The organism is Polaribacter sp. P097, assembly GCF_036864555.1.
Classification (GTDB): Bacteria; Bacteroidota; Bacteroidia; order Flavobacteriales; family Flavobacteriaceae; genus Polaribacter.
In genome coordinates, this window is sequence record NZ_JAZETJ010000003.1 from 267,838 (window position 1) to 285,161 (window position 17,324).

Annotated in this window: 13 protein-coding genes; 3 read left to right on the forward strand and 10 right to left on the reverse strand. The window is 31.5% G+C overall.

The genetic code is table 11. The annotated features are described in order from the left end of the window. Positions 1-57 precede the first annotated feature (57 nt). From V7R38_RS12870 to dnaN, 7 genes are all read right to left on the reverse strand, one after another. On the reverse strand, positions 58-348 hold the full coding sequence (locus tag V7R38_RS12870; protein WP_334059028.1) for a DUF1272 domain-containing protein: 291 nt from the start codon (positions 346-348) through the stop codon (positions 58-60). Positions 349-360: 12 nt separating this feature from the next. Beyond that, complete coding sequence (locus V7R38_RS12875; protein ID WP_334059030.1) at positions 361-1,227, reverse strand: RluA family pseudouridine synthase; 867 nt, start codon at positions 1,225-1,227, stop codon at positions 361-363. A 58-nt stretch (positions 1,228-1,285) separates the two neighbouring features. After that, on the reverse strand, positions 1,286-4,528 hold the full coding sequence (locus tag V7R38_RS12880; RefSeq protein ID WP_334059032.1) for a S41 family peptidase: 3,243 nt from the start codon (positions 4,526-4,528) through the stop codon (positions 1,286-1,288). Positions 4,529-4,598: 70 nt separating this feature from the next. After that, positions 4,599-5,015 carry a VOC family protein gene (locus tag V7R38_RS12885; RefSeq protein WP_015480706.1) on the reverse strand — a complete coding sequence of 139 codons (417 nt, stop codon included), beginning with the start codon at positions 5,013-5,015 and terminating at the stop codon, positions 4,599-4,601. Between the two features lie 49 nt (positions 5,016-5,064). Then, positions 5,065-6,744, reverse strand: a complete 1,680-nt coding sequence (gene ggt, locus V7R38_RS12890) for a gamma-glutamyltransferase (protein ID WP_334059035.1) — start codon at positions 6,742-6,744, stop codon at positions 5,065-5,067. Then, entirely contained in the window at positions 6,741-7,337 is a 597-nt protein-coding gene (locus V7R38_RS12895; protein ID WP_438825606.1) for an ACP phosphodiesterase, read from the reverse strand. Before V7R38_RS12895 ends, ggt begins: the two co-directional genes overlap by 4 nt. 101 nt (positions 7,338-7,438) lie before the next feature. Next, on the reverse strand, positions 7,439-8,557 hold the full coding sequence (dnaN, locus tag V7R38_RS12900) for a DNA polymerase III subunit beta (protein WP_334059037.1): 1,119 nt from the start codon (positions 8,555-8,557) through the stop codon (positions 7,439-7,441). A 175-nt stretch (positions 8,558-8,732) separates the two neighbouring features. Between dnaN and V7R38_RS12905 the strand changes: the two genes are divergently transcribed. From V7R38_RS12905 to V7R38_RS12915, 3 genes are all read left to right on the forward strand, one after another. Then, complete coding sequence (locus V7R38_RS12905) at positions 8,733-11,219, forward strand: PIG-L family deacetylase (protein ID WP_334059039.1); 2,487 nt, start codon at positions 8,733-8,735, stop codon at positions 11,217-11,219. A 144-nt stretch (positions 11,220-11,363) separates the two neighbouring features. Then, a complete protein-coding gene (locus V7R38_RS12910; protein ID WP_334059041.1) occupies positions 11,364-13,076 on the forward strand; it encodes a sodium:solute symporter in 1,713 nt (570 codons plus the stop codon). Next, entirely contained in the window at positions 13,076-14,050 is a 975-nt protein-coding gene (locus V7R38_RS12915) for a Gfo/Idh/MocA family protein (protein WP_334059043.1), read from the forward strand. Before V7R38_RS12910 ends, V7R38_RS12915 begins: the two co-directional genes overlap by 1 nt. A gap of 69 nt (positions 14,051-14,119) precedes the next feature. On the opposite strand, the gene V7R38_RS12920 is transcribed toward V7R38_RS12915, so the two are convergent. From V7R38_RS12920 to V7R38_RS12930, 3 genes are all read right to left on the reverse strand, one after another. Further along, entirely contained in the window at positions 14,120-14,635 is a 516-nt protein-coding gene (locus tag V7R38_RS12920) for a superoxide dismutase family protein (RefSeq protein ID WP_334059046.1), read from the reverse strand. 23 nt (positions 14,636-14,658) lie between these two features. After that, entirely contained in the window at positions 14,659-15,444 is a 786-nt protein-coding gene (locus V7R38_RS12925; protein ID WP_334059047.1) for an MBL fold metallo-hydrolase, read from the reverse strand. Positions 15,445-15,532: 88 nt separating this feature from the next. Next, positions 15,533-17,239: an amidohydrolase gene (locus V7R38_RS12930; protein WP_334059049.1), complete on the reverse strand. Its 1,707-nt coding sequence runs from the start codon at positions 17,237-17,239 to the stop codon at positions 15,533-15,535. Positions 17,240-17,324: the final 85 nt, after the last annotated feature.

The window sequence follows — 17,324 nt, forward strand, 5'->3', positions numbered from 1 at the left end:
AAAATAACAAGTGAATTGTTTTAGAACTATTAATGTTTTGTTTAACCTGTAGAAGTTTTATCTCTCTGAGGGCTTGATGTTTATAAATGTATTTGTATTGTTTTTAGCCTTTTCTAAATCTTTAGGTTTAAAGATTTCAATTGTTGATGCAGGGTATTTCTCTAACATTTTCGAAGGTCGAATTGGACGCTCTACAAAATTGCCAGAACAACTGGGGCATACATTTTTGAAAATCTCTATTGCACAAGTTTTGCAATAGGTGCACTCAAAAGAGCATACCATAGCTTCTGTAGAATGGTTAGGTAATGCTTTGTTGCAATGTTCACAAGTAGGTCTAATTTGTAGCATCAATTTTATATTTTACTCAATATTGGAAAAAATGGACTTAAATTTATTTGGTAATTCTCTACGAATTGTAATTTTTTCAGCGGTGAAAGGATGTTTAAATTCTAACCTTGCTGCATGTAAATACAAACCCTTACCTTTTAGTATTTTACCTTCTATAAAATAGTCTTTATCACCTAAAATAGGATTTTTTAATGATAATAAATGTTTTCTCAGTTGGTGTTTTCTACCTGTTTTTGGTAATAATTCTACCAAATTAAGAAAATTAAAACGTTTGGAAATTTCAGTGCTTATTACTTTAAATTGAGTGTATGCTTCTTTATCATCTATAGATTTATCGATAATACCAAGAGGTTTCATTTTACCCATAGTAATTGCATAATAGGTTTTCTGAATTTCTTTTTTTTGAAATAACTCACTCAGTTTTTGAATGGCACTACTTGTTTTGCCAACTAAAAGTAAACCTGAAGTTGCATAATCTAGTCTGTGAACAGGTTGTGGTTTTACAGCATCTACTTGATTGCTTTTTTTAAGATTTTGAGATAAAGCATTCGCTATTGTTACAAATTTGTTCCCACTTACTAAAATTCCTGCAGGCTTATAAATAACTGCTAAGAAATCATCTTCAAACAAAACTTCTAATTCTAATTTTAGTCTACTGAATTCTTGTTTGTTATTACTTTCTAACAACATAATTTTTTCTCCACCCGAAATAAATTTGGCAGTACTTGCAAGCTCATTATCAATTAAAATCAACTGTTTCTTTATTGCTTTTTTTATACCCGATTTTGTAGTAATTGTATTAAAAATACCAACTCCATATTCTTGAAATCGAATCGGTTTATCAAGGTTTAAAGCAATATGAGTTTCTATAATTCTCACGGATAATAAATGTGGTTAAATAATAATTCCCACAAAAGTGGGAATTATTATCAATTGATTAATTGTCTTTTTGATAACCTTTTGGTCTTTTAGAACGAATTGGCGCTTTTGGCTCTGGCTTAGGAAAAAACTCATTACCTTTTAACAAGCGTAAAGCCTCTGCAACTGCTTTCTCTAACTGAGGATCTTTACCCATTAATACTTCTTTTGGTGTTTGATGAACCTCAATATCTGGTGCAACACCTTCTGCTTCTACAGCCCAGTTCCCATCAACATCATAAAAACCACCTCTTGGTGCTACCATTCTTCCTCCATCAATAAATCTTGGGGTATCCCAAGTACCAACTAATCCACCCCAAGTTCTTGTACCTACTAAGGTTCCTAGTTTTTTTACTTTAAACATATATGGTAATAAATCTCCTCCAGAACCAGCTCTTTCGTTAATTATCATCACTTTTGGGCCCCATATTCCAGCCATTGGTGTTGTCCAAGGTTTTCTGCTTTCTGTTTTGCTATTGAAATAACCAACAACTTCTCTAGACATAATATCAATCATATAATCAGCAGCAGAACCTCCACCATTATTTCTTTCATCAATTACTACTCCTTTTTTATCTTGTTGAGAAAAGTAATATCTATTAAAAGAAGTAAAACCAGGATTACTTGTGTTTGGCACATAAACGTAGGCCAATTTTCCATTCGATAATTTATCTACCTTTCTTCTGTTGCTTTCTACCCAATCAATATTTCTTAAACCTCTTTCACTTGCAGTTGGTGTAATTAAAACAGACCTTGCGTCTTTTTGAGAAGGTTTATCATTAACTTTAATATAAATTTCTCTACCAGCAGTTTGTTCTAACAATTGATAAGGATTCATATCTGATGTAAGTTCAACGCCATTGATAGCTACTAAATAATCACCCTTATTTACATTGATACCTGGCAAGCCTAAAGGAGCAAAAATATTAGGATTCCATCTTTCGCCTTTATAGATTTTCTTAAAGCGATAATAACCCTTGTTTTTCTCTAAATCTGCACCTAACAAACCTACAGCAACTCTGTCTACATTTGGTAAATCTCCACCAGAAACATAAGAATGCCCAATTGCAACTTCACCACTCATAATGTCTACAACATAGTTTAAATCTGTTCTATGTCTTACATCATTTATCCATGGAGAATACCACTTGTAAATATCATTCCAAGGAGCTCCATGCACATTATCTACGTAAAGAAAATCTCTCATAAATCGCCATCCTTCTTTAAATATTTGATGCGCTTCTGCTTTAGGATCTACTTTAATTTTTAAATTGGTTTTTAAGTTTTCTTTTCCTGCTTTGGGTGCAGTTGCTTTGTTGATGCTCCAGCTACTTCCTTTAGATAATAAAATTGAATTTGCATCACTAGAGGCAGTCATAGATGATACCCCAGTTGCAAAAGTTGTTGGTTTTTCTTTGGTAACATCGAAACTATGTAACGTTAAACCTCTAGAATTTGGGATAGATTCAGCTACAAAAACTTTGTTTTTAGGTCCTTTTAAAAGCCCAACATAATTTCTTGCAGGTAAATCTAAAGCTACAGCTCTATCAAAAATTCCATTTTCATCAATAATTGTTTTATTGGCTTCTATTTTTTTGTCTTTTTCCTTTTTAGCATCTTCGGTCTTTTCTTTTTTAATTTCTTCTTCATCTGTTTTTGGCAGGTTAGGAGCTTTGTCTTCAGAATTTAAAACCACTGTATACAGTGTTCTTGTAACACTAGGATCGTAAGAAGACATGTCTAACCAGCCTGTTTGTAAACCATAATCTGTACTTGCTAAGGTATAGATGTATTTACCTGAAGCATCCCAAACAGGTGTAATTGCATCTGCAATTTTATCTGTAATTTGAACTATTTTTTGCGTACTTAATTGGTATGCATAAACAGATTTAAAGCTATTGTCATTTTGTTTGGCATACACAATCCAATCACTATCAGGAGAAAATTTAGGGTTCATAGTTCTGTTTGGATGTGCAAAACCATCTGCATCTGCTTTTACGATTTTTTTGGTTTCTAAATTAATGATCCAAATAACAAAGTTGGTATCTGTATATGCAATGTATTTACCATTTGGAGACCAATCTGGTTGAAAATAAAAAGTAGGATTTGGTAGTTTAATATACTCTTGATTATTTCCATTCTGATCTGCCAAAACCAATTCATATTCACCATTTTTGTCTGAAAACCAAGCAACTTGGTCACCTTTTGGAGACCAAATAGGAGAACGATCTGCAACTCCAGAAGAATTGGTTATGTTTCTCCAAGTACCATTTTCTTTAGGTACCGTAAAAATTTCTCCTCTATATTCAAAAATGGCTCTTTTACCTTTTGGTGATACTTTTGGGTTTGTAAGATTTCTTCCAGAAACGTTCATCCATCTTGTTCTAGAATAGTTTAAATCACCTTTAACATTAATAATAATTTGGTTGGTTTCTTTGGTTTCTGGGTTTAGCATGTGCAGAAAACCTGCTTGCTCGTAAACAATACCATTTCCATTAGCATCAATATTTTTAACATCGAACTTTTTATGAAAGGTTACTTGAGTTTCTTTTTTGGTTTTCAAGTTATAAGACCAAATATTGGCAGTATAATCTCTTTCTGAAATGTAATAGACATCGCCTTTAAACCAAACAGGATTTACATGTCTTTCTCCATCTAACTGAGGCGTTTTTATTAATTCTTTTGTTTTTAAATTTACAATCCAAATAGGCATTGCTTGTCCTCCTCTGTAATTTCTCCATTCTGCATCCCAACTTGTAATAGGAGTGTAGGCAATGTATTTATTGTCTTCAGAAATTTCACCAAAGGCAGCTCTTGGTATATCAAAAGCTTCTGGCATACCACCTTCTGTGCCAATTGTGTAGAATTTGTTAGTTTGTGTTGGCCTCCCTTCTCTGTTAGATCTGAATAAGATTTTACCATCTGGTGTCCAGCCTTGCACAATATCTGAAGCTGAATGGTAGGTTAATCTTTTTGGTTCACCACCATTTATGGAAACTAAATAAACATCAATATTTCCATCATATTGAGCTGTAAAGGCAATCCATTGCCCATCTTTAGAAAATTTTGGGCTAGATTCATAGCCATCATCACTCGTTAGCCTAACTGCATTACCACCATTTATTGGTGCTTTCCATAAATCTGCTGCATGCACAAATACTACTTGGTTGCTAGATAGTGTAGGTTGCCTCAATAATCGAGTTCCCTGTGAAAAGCTTATGTATGTTAAGAATAACGAAAAAAGAAGAATTATTTTTTTCATGATGATAAAGTTTGGTTTAGTCTTTAAAGGTAAATAAAATCAAACTAAAAAATATCACAAAAATTTTAAGTTATTTAGCAAATAACTGACTTTCATCTTTAAAAGCTTTAAACTCTAAAGCATTATTTTCTGGATCATTAAAAAACATGGTAGCTTGTTCACCAACCTTGCCTTCAAAACGAATTCCTGGTTCTATTATGAATTCAGTCTGTACTTCTTTCAATCGATCAGCTAAAATATGCCAATCACTCCATGTTAAAACAACACCAAAATGAGGAACAGGAACATCTTTACCATCTACAGGATTTGAGATTCGGTCAGAAATAAAACCTTCTTTTTGATGAATTACCAATTGATGGCCAAAGAAATTAAAATCTACCCAATGATCTGAAGATCTGCCTTCTTCACATTGTAACACATCTCTATAAAAAGTTCTGCATTTTTCTAAATTTTGAACGGGAATTGCCAAGTGAAAAGGTTGTATCATTTTTAGTTATTTAATTTTATAATTATCTGTTTCGATTTCTGAATGTTAATTAAAACCCAACTGCTGCATCATCACCTCTTTTATCAGCACCCGCTTCTAGCTTTCCATTTGGTAAAACTAAAATGGCATCAACTCTACCTATTATTAATGAGTTTCTTTCTAAAATATCATAACCTAAATTGTTGAGGTTTGTTTTTGTAGTATAATCAAATCCATTAGGTTCCATTCGAATTATATCTGGTAACCATTGATGATGAAAACGTGGCTGATTTACAGATGCTTGCATACCCATATTATAATCGACAACATTGATTATATTTTGCAAGACAGAGGTTATAATTGTAGAACCTCCAGGAGTTCCTACAACCATTTTGAGCTTTCCATCTTTTTCTATTATGGTTGGCGTCATTGAGCTTAACATGCGTTTTTCTGGCGCAATTGCATTTGCTTTAGAACCTACCAAACCATAAACATTGGGCACACCAGGTTTACTAGAAAAATCATCCATTTCATTATTAAGAAAAAAACCAGCGCCCTTTACCAAAACTTTAGATCCATAACCCGTGTTTAGTGTCGTTGTTACTGCAACTGCATTTCCAAATTGATCTACAATAGAGTAATGTGTTGTTTCATCACTTTCATAACCAAGAATTTTACCATGAGAAACTGCAGATGATGGTGTAGCTTTATCCCAAGAAAAATCACTCATTCTCTTATTTATATAAGCCGAATTTACAAGGCTATCTATTGGTACATCTACAAAATCGATATCACCTAAATAATGAGCTCTATCTGCATAAGCACGTCTTTCTGCTTCAGTTAATAATTGTATGTACTCTGTTGAGTTGTGTTTTATTTTAGAAAGATCATAAGGTTCAATAGACTTTAGAATTTGAGCTAAACAAATACCACCACTTGCAGGTAAAGTCATGGAAGTAATGTTGTGGTTTTTGTAAGTAAACTCTATAGGTTTTCTCCAAATTGCCTGATATTTCTCTAAATCTTCATAGGTAATTATACCTCCTAATTCTGTTACATACTCTACTAATAATTCAGCAGTTTTTCCTTTATAAAAGCCATCTTTTCCAAAATCACGAATACGTTCTAAGGTTCGTGCCAATTCAGTTTGAATAAGAACATCGCCTGCTTTCCATTTTTTATCAAAAATAGTTTTGTAATTGTTTACCTTTCTAAAACGAGCTGTGGCATTATTTAAATCATTTGCTTGTTTCTCTGTAATTGTTATTCCGTTTTTTGCTAAATCAATAGCTGGTTGAACCAAATCAGAAAAAGGTAAACTGCCTAATTTTTGATGTACTTCGAATACACCAGCAACAGAGCCAGGTATTCCAACTGCATACGCACCTAAAACACTTTTATTTTCGATAACATTGCCTAAAGAATCTAAATACATGTTTTTATGTGCTGTAATAGGTGCTTTTTCTCTAAAATCTAGCGCTCCTTTTGTACCATCATTATTTCTGTAAACCATAAAACCACCACCACCAATATTACCAGCAACTGGGTATACAACTGCTAAAGCAAAATGAGTAGCAACCATGGCATCATAAGCATTTCCTCCTTTTTTTAAAATAGATGTTCCAATTTCTGATGCTTCAACTCTTGCTGAAACAACCATGGCTTTTTCTGTAATTAAACCAATTTCAGTTTGTTTTTTACAAGAAATTAAAACAATTGTAAAGCATAATAGACTTAGTATATTTCTCATAATTCAGATTGAATTTCTTTTAATTTGATTTTGGTAAAGGCATGCAAATCCTTGAAAAATATAGTAAAATCTTCTTCTAATTCATCTTGTAAGATTTCTAAATCTTCAATAGCCAAATTCATTTGAGATTTGCCTTTTGTTCTTTGGTTCATGCCATTTAAAACCTTGGCAATTCCATTTTTAAATTGATAGTTGTAGAGTATGTCATACTCAATCATATATCTGATGAAGTTCTGAGATTTTATTGGCAGTTCAGGAGATTTTTCATTGAAAAGTCTATAAATAGCTTTCGTATATAATTCTAAAGGAATTTCTGAATACTGGTTCCAGTTTTTTGCTAAAAAGTAATCGTAAAAAATATCGATAATAACACCATCATAATGTCTATAACGTTTGTGTAAACGCCTTTTACTTTTTCTAACTATTGGGTGTGCATCTGTAAATGTATCTATTTCTCTATGTAGAAAAATACCTTGCTGAATTTCGTCATTAAAATGGGTATAATTATTTCCTCTCACATGGTCTGCAATAAAATTACCAATCATAATATTGGTATTGTTTTCTGATAAATAGAGGTGAGCTAAGAAATTCATGCAAGTAAATGTAATCAAAAAACCACAATAAATTCTGACTTTAAAATCAGATTTATTGTGGTTGTAATATTTAAATTATTTTAAATGTAAACTATTTAATATTAGTTGTTTAGCATTACTGGCATTACAAGCATTGTAACTTGTTCACCTTCATCTGTACCATCAATAGGTGTTAAAATACCTGCTCTGTTTGGTAAAGACATTTCAATTAAAACATCACTAGAATTTAAGTTGTTTAACATTTCACTTAAAAAACGTGAGTTAAAACCAATTTGCATATCATCTCCTTGATAATCACAACTTAAACGTTCATCTGCTTTGTTAGAGAAATCTAAATCTTCTGCAGAAATATTTAATTCAGTACCCGCCATTTTTAAACGAATCTGATGCGTGGTTTTACTAGAAAATATAGAAACACGTCTAACAGAATTTAAGAAAGAAGCTCTATCAACAGTTAATTTATTAGGATTTTCTTTTGGTATTACAGCTTCGTAGTTAGGATATTTACCATCAATTAATCTACAAACCAACACTATATTATCGAATGTAAATTTTGCGTTAGCATCATTATATTCAATAGTTACATCACTATCAGAACCACCTAAAATACCTTTTAACAAATTTAAAGGCTTCTTTGGCATAATAAATTCTGCTGTTTGATCTGCAGTTACATCTGTTCTAGAATATTTAACCAATTTATGAGCATCTGTTGCTACAAAAGTTAAACTTTGAGAACTAAATTGAAAAAACACACCACTCATTACTGGTCTTAAATCATCATTTCCAGCAGCAAAAATAGTTTTAGAAATTGCAGTACCTAATATATTTGCAGGTACTACAGTTTTACTTGGGCTAGGCAAGGTAACCGCTTTCGGAAACTCATCTCCACCAAAATAAGCCATATCATATTTACCTTGATCAGAACTAATTTCTATAGTATTATCACCTTCTGTTTTGAAAGTTAATGGCTGATCTGGAAAAGTTTTTAATGTATCTAATAACAAACGTGCAGAAACTGCAATTGAACCAGAACTATCACTTTCTACATCTACAACAGAACTCATTGTAGTTTCTAAATCTGATGCAGAAACTTTAAGTTGATTTTCAGATAATTCAAATAAAAAGTTGTCTAAAATTGGTAAGGTGTTGTTGCTATTTATAACGCCTCCTAAAACTTGTAATTGCTTTAAAAGTTGTGAACTCGATACAATAAATTTCATTGATTATTTTTCTTAATTTGATTTACAAATATAATCTTAATAAGCGACTTTTAAAATTAATTTATTAACAGGTTATGAGCATTTTGTTGATGTTTTTAAAAACGTTATAATTATGTTAATGCGTACTTTTTTACTGATTAAAAAAACTACATTTGTGTGTTATCAACTACAAAAAATGAAGAAATTATTCCTTTCAATTTCAGCGATTTTGCTGATGTATACTGCACTTTTTGCTCAGCAACCAAATAAATTAACATCGAATGAAATTTTTGAAAAAGTTCAAAAACTTAATTTTTTAGGAACAGCACTTTATATTGCTGCACATCCAGATGATGAAAATACACGATTAATTGCGTATTTGGCAAATGAAGTTAAAGCAAGAACTGCTTACTTATCTTTAACTAGAGGTGATGGAGGACAGAATTTAATTGGCCCAGAAATTAGAGAGTTATTGGGTGTTATTAGAACGCAAGAATTATTAGCTGCAAGAAGGGTTGATGGAGGTGAACAAATGTTTACTAGAGCCAATGATTTTGGGTATTCTAAACATCCTGATGAAACCTTACAAATTTGGAATAAAGAGGAGGTTTTAAGTGATGTGGTTTGGGCAATTAGAATCTTTAAGCCAGATGTAATTATCAACAGATTCAATCATAGAACACCAGGTACAACACATGGCCATCATACTAGCTCTGCTATGTTAAGTGTTGAAGCTTTTGATTTGGTAAATGATAATACAAAATTTTCTGACCAATTGAAGTATACCCAAGTATGGCAGCCAAAACGTCTTTTTTTTAACACATCTTCTTGGTTTTATAGAGATAAAGACAAATTTGCTGAGGCTTCTAAGAATTTTACAAAATTTGATGTTGGTGTATATTACCCTTTAAAAGGACTTTCAAATAATGAATTGGCATCTTTAGCAAGTAGTCAACATTTATGTCAAGGTTTTGGTAGATTAACAACAAGAGGATCTCAAACAGAATATGTAGAGTTTTTAAAAGGTGATGCTCCAAAAGATAAAAGTGATATTTTTTCAGGTATTAATACTACTTGGAATCGTGTTAAGAATGGAGGAGAAGTGGGTGATATTTTATATGATATTGAAGAAAATTTTGACTTTACAAATCCGGCTAAACATTTGCCAAAATTATTAGAAGCTTATTCTCTAATAACAAAATTAGAAAACGAACATTGGAAAAAGATTAAAACTGCTGAGATTAAAGAAATTATTGAGGCTTGCTTAGGTTTGTATATAGAGGCTTCTGCAGTAAGTGCAACAGCTGTTCCCAACTCTACCATTGATGTTAATTTCGAAGTAATAAATAGAAGTGATATTCCTGTTGAGCTAACCTCAATCACATCAAACAAAACAAATAAAAAATATTTTAAAGGAATAAGTTTAGCAAAAAACAAAAAGGAAAACTTCAAAGAGCAAATTTCATTAAAAGGAGCAAATTATTCAGACCCTTATTGGTTAAGAAATGAGGCGTCTTTAGGCATGTATGCTGTAGAAGATAGAACTTTAATTGGTAAGCCAGAAACACCTAGAGAAATTACTGTTGATTTTAACATGATTGTAAATTATGTGCCAATCAGTTTTACAAAAAATGTAATTAGAAGATATTCTAAACGTGACAAAGGTGAAATTTACGAACCTTTTGAAATTGTGCCAAGAGTAACTACTAAGTTAAAAGATAAAGTGCTTATTTTTTCTGACAGTGTCGCAAAAAAAGTTGAGGTAGAAGTAAGAGCTGGTGCTAATTTTACATCTGGAACTATGCAGTTAGATGTGCCAAAAGAATGGATGGTTTCACCTTCGGAAATTCCGTTTAATATTGCTCAAAAAAATGATAAACAAGTAGTTGTTTTTACAGTTGTTCCTCCAAAAAATCAATCTGAAGGAAACTTAAAAGTTATTGCTAATTCACAAGGTGAAAAGTTTACAAAGGAGTTAATAGAAATTAATTACAATCACATACCAAAACAGATAGTTCTTAAGAATTCTGAAGCTAAAATTGTAAGATTAAATATCAAAAAGAAAGGTACTAATATCGGTTACATAAAAGGAGCAGGAGATGCTGTGCCAGAAAGTTTACAACAAATTGGGTATAATGTTATTGCTATAAAGCCTTCAGAAATAAATACTAAAAATTTGCAACAATTTGATGCAATTGTTTTAGGAATAAGAGCCTATAATGTTGTGAATGATTTGAAATTCAAACAGAAATTTTTGTTGGAATATGTAAAGAATGGAGGAAATTTAATAGTGCAGTACAACACAAATAGAGGAGTGGATGTACAAGCACCTTATCAACTTAAATTGTCTAGAGATCGAGTTACAGATGAATTTGCAGAAGTAACCATTTTAGATCCTAATAATTCATTGTTAAATTTTCCGAATAAAATTACGGATGCTGATTTTAAAGGTTGGGTACAAGAAAGAGGTTTGTACTTTCCAGACATTTGGAGCGAGCAGTACACACCTTTATTATCGATGAAAGACAAAGGAGAAACTCCGAAGTTAGGTAGTTTGTTAATTGCTAAATATGGTGAAGGAAATTACATTTATACTGGTTTAAGTTTTTTTAGAGAACTACCAGCAGGTGTTTCTGGGGCTTATAAGTTATTTGCAAATATGTTGTCTGTAGGTAAAGAATAATAAATTAGAAGCTAATCATTTAAAATGAATCGTATGGAAAAACCAAAATATAAGTGGGAAGGAAGTTACACCTTCGTTTTAATTGCGAACTTAATTTATTTGATTGTATTTTATCTCATCACAAATCATTTTACAAATTAATTTATGGAAGTAACAAGTAAATTACATTATGTAGATTGGATAATACTATCTGTAACTTTAATATTCATAGTTGCTTATGGTACTTATGTTACTCGTAAAAACAGAAATGTCACAGATTATATAAAAGGAGGTAGCGATTCTAAATGGTGGACAATTGGTCTTTCTGTCATGGCAACTCAAGCCAGTGCAATAACCTTTTTGTCAACTCCTGGTCAGGCTTTTCATAGTGGAATGGGGTTTGTGCAATTTTATTTTGGATTGCCAATTGCTATGGTAATTATTTGTGCAGTTTTTATACCTATTTATCATAAGTTAAAAGTATACACTGCTTATGAATTCTTAGAAGGTAGATTCGATTTAAAAACCAGAAGTTTAGCAGCTATTTTATTTTTAATACAAAGAGGTTTAGCAGCTGGTATAACCATTTTTGCACCAGCGATTATACTATCTGCAGTGCTAGGTTGGGATTTGTTAGTCCTAAATATTATTATTGGATTTTTAGTAATTGTCTATACAGTTTCAGGAGGTACGAAAGCTGTAAATGTTACTCAGAAACAGCAAATGATTATTATATTTTTTGGAATGTTGGTAGCATTTTTTATGATTATGAGTCAGCTTCCAGAAGATATTACATTTGGCAAAGCTTTAGATATTGCAGGAGCTAGTGGAAAAATGGAGGTCTTAGATTTTTCTTTTGATTTAAATAACAGATATACAGTTTGGACAGGTATTTTAGGAGGAACATTTTTAATGTTATCCTATTTTGGAACAGATCAAAGCCAGGTTCAACGTTATTTGTCTGGTAAGTCTATCAGAGAAAGTCAGTTAGGTTTAATTTTTAATGGTTTACTAAAAGTACCTATGCAGTTTTTTATTTTGCTAGTAGGTGTAATGGTTTTTGTGTTTTATCAATTTAATGCATCACCTTTAAATTTTAATCCAAAGGTTAATGATGCTATTGCAAACTCTAAATTTAGCAGTCAATATCAACAATTAGAAAGCAGACATGCTAAAATTGAAGATGAAAAAAGAATGATGTTCATTGACGGTGTTCAGAATAGAGAAAAAGAAAAAATTAAAAGATTAAATGCGCAAGATTTAGCCATAAAAGAAGAAGCTAAAGATTTGGTGAATATTTTAAATCAACAAAAAGATTTTAAAAAAATAGAATCTAATGATAAAGATTATGTTTTTATTCATTTCATTCTAAATAATTTACCTAGAGGATTAATAGGCTTGCTTTTAGCTGTAATACTATCAGCAGCAATGTCTTCTACAGCATCAGAATTAAATGCATTAGCAAGCACAACAGCAATGGATTTATATAAAAGAAATTTAGGTGAGGAGAAAAGTGAAGAGCATTATGTAAAAGCATCTAAATGGTTCACGTTAGCTTGGGGAATTATTGCAATTTCTGTAGCATGTATTGCTAATTTGTTTGATAATTTAATTCAATTGGTAAATATTATTGGTTCCATATTTTATGGCAATGTTTTGGGTATATTTTTATTAGCATTTTTTATCAAATTTGTGAGAGGAAATGCAGTATTTATAGCTGCACTTATCACTCAGCTAATAATAATTTATGTGTTTATAATGGATTGGTTACCTTATTTATGGTTAAATTTATTAGGATGTGTTTTAGTAATGGGAATTGCCATTTTTATTCAAACATTTACTCAAGATAAATCGAAGCTAAAATTTAATGAAGGATAATGAATAACAGTAAAATTATCAATTGGGGAATTATTGGTTTAGGTAAAATTGCTGACAGATTTGCTACAGATCTGACGAATGTAAAACATGTAAATCTTGCTGCTGTAGCTTCTAGAAGTGAAGAAAGGGCAAATGAATTTGCGAAACAGTTTAGTGCAGATAAAGCTTACGATTCTTACCTAAAACTAGCTAAAGATCCAAATGTAGATGCAGTTTACATAGCAACTCCACATAGTTTTCATAAAGAACATTCTATTTTATGTTTAAAGCATAAAAAAGCAGTTTTATGCGAAAAACCATTTGCCATGAATTTAGAAGAGGTAAATGAAATGATAGCTGTTGCAAAAGAAAATGATGTTTTATTGATGGAAGCGCTTTGGACCTACTTTTTACCTCATTATAGATTTGTACTCGATATGTATAAGACAAAAAAGTATGGTGATTTAATTGATTTAAAGGCAGATTTCGGATTTGTTACCCCTTACAATACAGACAGCAGAGTTTTTAAGAAAGAAGTGGGTGGAGGTTCTTTGTTAGATATTGGTATTTACCCAATATTTGCTGCTTTGAGTACCTTAGGTAGTCCTTCTAAAATAGAGGCTAAAGCTGAGTTTTTCGAAAATGGAGCAGATGCAGTTTGTGATATGATTTTTAGTTACGAAAAAGCCAAAGCATATCTAAAAAGTACTTTGTTAGAAGAAACTCCTACTGAAGCTATTTTTACCTTTGAAAAAGCAAAATTGGTTATCAATACTAGATTTCATGAACCTTCTACTGTAACCGTAATTCAAAATAATAATTCAGAAACTTTAAATTTTAACTATAGGAGTATTGGTTATAATTTTGAAGCAGATCATTTCAGTAAACTATTGAGAGAAGGTAAAAAAGAAAGTACTATAATGTCTTTTGATTTTTCTAGAAAATTGATAAAAACGTTAGACGATGTAAGAACTAAAATAGATTTGGAGTATTAATTTATTTTAATTTTAAACAATAAAAAAGCCACTATTTCTAGTGGCTTTTTATATTCTAATAGGGTTCAATTATTTTTCCATAATCTCTCCACAACCAACTCTAGCACCAGCAGCACCTGAAGGCTGAGATTTAAAATCATCTGTACCTGCATGAACAATAATGGCATGTCCGACAATGTTTTTAGTATCATCTTCACAACCTATGCACCAGAAATCACTTTCTTTTTCTATGGTAGCATTACCATTTTCATCAGCTTCTAAATTACCAATATCTCCACTATGAAATTCACCATGCTTCCATTTTCCATGATTATCTTGTGTTGGGTTCCAGTGACCTCCAGCAGATTTACCATCATCAGAAGAACAATCTCCTTTTTCATGAATATGAATGGCGTGTGTACCAGGAGTTAATCCTTTTAATTCGGCTTTCATCATAACTTTACCATCAACTTGAGTAAAACTAACAGTTCCGCTAACTGAGCTTCCACTTTTTGCATTTATAGTTGCTTCAGCAAATTTTTCTTCACTTTTTGTACATGAAATTGCGATTGCAAAAAGTAAAATTAATAGACTTATTTTTTTCATATTTTAAAGAGTTTAGATAGTTATTATTTTCTATTTGGGTACCAATTTAACTGTACCACTTCAATTTCTTTATTTTCTTTGTTTACCAATTCTTTAAATTTACTTACATCGCTCAAACCACCTGTACCTCTGTAATGATAAGGATATACTTGTTTTGGTTTAAAAGCCAATACTCCACTAGCTGCATTTTCAACAGGCATGGTGTAAGGTAAATTCATGCAAACAAATGCTTTGTCGATGTTTTCTAGATTTCTCATTTCTGGAATGTCTTCTGTATCTCCAGAAAAATAAATTCTTTCTTCATCAATGGTTAGCACATAACCATTTCCTCTTCCTTTACTATGAAACTTTAAAGCTTCTTCTCTTAAATTGTACATTGGTATTGCTTCAATGTCAAAATTAGAGAATGATTTTTCTTCGCCATTGTTAATTACAACAATCTCTTTTGCTTTAACAGCGCTAATTTCTTTAGCTACTGCTTCAGGAGCAATAATTATAGTGCTTTCTAAAGCTAAGGCATTCAAGGTTTTTAAGTTCATATGGTCACCATGAATATCAGTTATTAAAACATAATGTGGGTCTTCAAAAGAAGCAAACGCTTCTGCACCACCTGTTGGATCTAAATAAATAACAGTTTCATCGAATTCTAAGACTGCAGTTGCATGACTTATTGGTGTAATTTCTAATTCAGTTTGTTCTTTTACATTTTCTGCAAGAGGCATTTTTTTATCCGAAGTTTTTTTTGCTTCAGATTTGCAAGAAAATAATGCTAGAACAGTTAGCGTTAAGAATATTGATTTAATTTTCATGATATTTTTTTTTAAGTATTCTCAAAGATAAGAAGATTAAGAAAAAATCAAATGTTGATCTTAAACATATTTATTATTCGAGAAGGATCTACTTTCTTTTATAGATTGATTCCCCTTCTTTAATAGTTTCTAAAACTACGATATCTTTAATTTTACTTGGTTCAACTGTTAATGGATTCTCATTAAGAATTACTAAATCAGCTAATTTACCTGCAGTTAAAGATCCTTTTGTGTCTTCTTCAAAATGTTGATATGCAGACCAACTTGTAATTGCTTGTAAAGCTTCGTAAGGAGTTAACCTTTCACCTTCTCCAATTACTTTACCTGACCTAGAAGTTCTTTCTACAGCTGTCCAAACTACACGCATTAAATTAGGTAAAGCAACAGGTGCATCTGAATGTATGGTTACTTTTAAACCTTTGTTTAAGGCTGTTTTTACAGGACTAATTTTTTCTCCCAATTCACCACCAATAATTTCCTGATGCCAATCTCCCCAATAAAAAGTATGTAAAGGATATAAAGAGGCAATTACATTTAGTTTTTTTAAAGAATCTAATTGATCATCTCTAACATATTGCCCATGTATTAAAACATTTCTACGATCTTCATTACCATATTTTTTTGCAGCTTTAGACATGGTTCTAATCATTTGATCCATTGCAGCATCTCCATTTGCATGTGTAAGTATTTGCCAATTGTTTTTGAATGCATTTTCATAAATAGCTAAAACATCTTCATCTTTTGGTATTGCAGGATATCCTAAATAATTTGGAGCTGCATTGTGTGGTGCTAATAAATAAGGTTTAGTTCTCCACGCAGTTCTTCCTTGAGGAGAACCATCTAAAGTTAACTTTAAACCACCAATTCTATAGTGGTTTTCATACTCTTTTTTATTCCATTTACTTTTCATAAGATCTTGAAAAGAATAATCGATGTAAGAAACAATATCAATTTTCCAGAAATTTTTATCTGCGAAGGTTGCTAATAATTCATGCTGTTCCATAGCTCTTCCTTCTTGAGCTGTTGTGTAACCATAATATAAAGCCAAGTCTTGACCAGCCTTCATAAATTTAAGAAGAGCTTCATCAGACTTTGGTGTCAGAGCTTTTAACATATGAGGTATTGCAGCCAATTCTTCTAGAACACCATTTGGTTCTTGACTATTTGGCATCCTTCTAATAATTCCACCTTCTGGATTTTTAGTGTCTTCTGTAATGCCTAATAATTCTAATCCTTTAGAGTTTAATACTGCAAAGTGATTTGAGATATGGATAATCATTACAGGATGTTCAGTAGTTACTTTGTCTAAATCTTCTTTGGTCGGAAAACGTTTTTCTTCTATTACAGAATCATCAAATCCTGTTCCGAAAATCCAACCTGTTAAGGCTCTATTTTCTTCGGTATTCCACTCTTTTAAAATAGATATAATAGATGGAATATCTTTTGCACCTGCATCTGGTGGAGGTAAAATTTGTGCACCAATGGCTTGAGCAGAAAAGTTAGCAAAATGTGAATGGCCATCAATAAAACCAGGTAACAAAGCTTTACCTTTTAGGTTTATCATTTTATGACCCATACCAGCTATTTTCATAGCTTGGTCTGAATTTCCAGCAAACTCTATTTTACCATTTCTGGTTACTAATGCTTCTACATAGGTTGGGTTATCACCCTCCATAGTGATTATTTTTCCATTGAAATATACAGTTGCTTGTGGTTTAGTGGTTTCTTTTTTACAAGAAAATAGAATAATGATTGTTGTTAGTAGTGATAAAATTAAAAGAGCCTTGCCTTTCATGATTTATTAATTAGTTGGTTATATATACTTTAGATAATTTAAAACTAAAATAAGAACTTTTTCTAGATACTTGAGTACGAAATAC